The sequence below is a fragment of the Ruegeria sp. AL11 genome (assembly GCF_056540865.1).
Genome location: NZ_JBQFXO010000085.1, coordinates 1 through 569 on the forward strand (window position 1 = coordinate 1; position 569 = coordinate 569).

The window sequence follows — 569 nt, forward strand, 5'->3', positions numbered from 1 at the left end:
GACTTGCATTACAACTCTTGGATCACAGATCGGGCCTGCGAGTTCCTGACTGAAAATGACGGGTCAGACCCGTTCTTTCTGTTTGTTTCCTTTCCCGATCCGCACCATCCTTTTTCCCCCCCTGCGCCATGGTGCGACATGTACGATCCGGCGGACATGCCAATGCCCTCATATGTGCCTGATGAGCTGTCAGCGATGCCGTCTTTCCTGCGCGAAGGCGATGAAGAGGAAAAAGGTAAAAGCTATGTGGACTTCCTGCGCGATCCGGGGCCACCGCGAGAACAGGGTTTTTTACAGACAACATCGAACTTCTCGGACGATTCAATTCGCCGTGCGATCGCATATACCAATGGAATGATTTCGATGATTGACGCTTGCGTCGGGCGGATCATGGCACAGGCGGAGCATCAGGGTCTCCTTGAAGACACCGTTGTCATTTTCACCTCGGATCATGGCGAGTTGTTGGGTGATCACGGGCTTATCCGAAAAGGCCCCAGCCCCTACAGATCGCTTTTGCACGTACCGCTGATCGCTGCAGGTCCGGGGATCGAGCCTGGCGAACGTCACGG

1 protein-coding gene is annotated in these 569 nt (G+C 54.8%); it reads left to right on the top strand.

The features are described from left to right. On the top strand, positions 1-569 hold a 569-nt coding region (locus ACR0IP_RS23415), incomplete at both ends, for a sulfatase-like hydrolase/transferase (protein ID WP_480528198.1).